This window comes from Embleya sp. AB8, assembly GCF_049739465.1.
GTDB lineage: Bacteria > Actinomycetota > Actinomycetes > Streptomycetales > Streptomycetaceae > Embleya.
In genome coordinates this window covers 1-1,288 of record NZ_JBMHHY010000068.1, presented here as the reverse complement: position 1 = coordinate 1,288, position 1,288 = coordinate 1, and the positions used below count along the sequence as shown (strand labels likewise).

Annotated in this window: 2 protein-coding genes; both read right to left on the bottom strand. The window is 69.7% G+C overall.

The window, feature by feature from the left end; genetic code table 11:
• Positions 1–40: 40 nt before the first annotated feature.
• Complete coding sequence (locus ABIA38_RS45055) at positions 41–916, bottom strand: IS3 family transposase (protein WP_424644865.1); 876 nt, start codon at positions 914–916, stop codon at positions 41–43.
• Positions 913–1,221 (bottom strand): transposase, encoded by a 309-nt coding sequence (locus tag ABIA38_RS45050; RefSeq protein WP_424644864.1) that lies wholly within the window; start codon positions 1,219–1,221, stop codon positions 913–915. The genes ABIA38_RS45055 and ABIA38_RS45050 overlap by 4 nt, the downstream gene beginning before the upstream one ends.
• Positions 1,222–1,288: the final 67 nt, after the last annotated feature.

The window sequence follows — 1,288 nt, the reverse complement described above, 5'->3', positions numbered from 1 at the left end:
TGAGCTTGCTCCGCTTTGACGGACACCGTCGTTGTGGTGGTCAGGCCGCGAGTGTGGCTTCGTATTCGACGGGCGTGCGGTAGCCGAGGCTGCTGTGCAGCCTGCGGATGTTGTACCAGCCTTCGATCCACTCGAAGACCTCGGCGTGGGCGGCGGCCCGGGTCGGCCAGGGCCGGTCAGCCCCGAGATCGCTTTTGAGGGTCGCGAAGAACGACTCGGCGAGGGCGTTGTCCCAGCAGGCCCCGGTGCGCCCGACGGACAGCCGAATCCCGAACTTGCCTGCCAGGACAGCGAATTCCTGACTGGTGTACTGGCATCCGCGATCGGAATGGAAGATCGTTCCGCGTGGTGGGCGCTGTCTGCGGACGGCGTCGCGCAGGGCGTCGGCGACGAGTTCGGTCCGCAGGTGGTCGGCGGTGGCCCAGCCGACGACCTTGCGCGTGGCGATGTCGATGACGGTGGCCAGGAACAGCCAGCCCTGCTCGGTGGGCAGGTAGGTGATGTCGCCGCACCACCGCGCGGTTCCCTCCCGCACCGGTCCGGGCGTGAAGTCACGGCCGATCAAGTCGGGGCGGGTGGCGGCGCCCAGGTCGGGGATGGTGGTGCGGTGCCCGCGTCTGCGGTGCCGGCCGGCCAGACCGGCCTGGCGCATGAGCCGGGCGGTGCGGCGGCGCCCGATGCGGGCGCCGCCGCGGACCAGGACCGCGTGGATGCGCGGGGCGCCGTAGCTGCCGCGTGAGGCGCGGTGGGCGGCGGTGATCTGCTCGGTCAGCTCCGTGTCCCGGACCGCGCGCGGTCCCGGGGCCGCGGTGCGGCGGTGGTAGTAGGCGGCACGGGAGACCTTGAGGAGTTCACACGCGCGTTTGACGCTGTGACCTGCGTGTTTCTCCGCCTCGATGAACGGGTGCACCGTCACCGGGTCTCCTTCGCGAAGAAAGCCGTGGCCCGCTTGAGGATCTCCACGTCCTGCCGCAGCCGGGTGTTCTCCCGCCGCAGCGCGGCCAGTTCCTCGCGTTCGCTGCTGGTCAGGCCGTCGCGTTCGCCAGCATCGACCTCGGCCTGTTTCACCCAGTCCCGCACCGCGGTCTCGGTCAGGTCGAAGTCCTTCGCGACCTGTCCCACCGACCGGTCGCCCTGCCGGCACAACGCGACGATCTCGGCTTTGAACTCCGGCGTGAACGAGCGACGAGGCCGAGGCTTCTTCTTCCCCATGCTCTCCATGATGGACATCCTCCCCAAGGGACCGCAGCCCCTCAGCCAGGGTGTCCGTCAAAACGGATCAAGCCCA

What these genes read in the sequence shown, in the direction of transcription:
- ABIA38_RS45050 (WP_424644864.1), bottom strand. Translation starts at nt 1,221, where the DNA reads ATGGAGAGCATGGGGAAGAAGAAGCCTCGGCCTCGTCGCTCGTTCACG.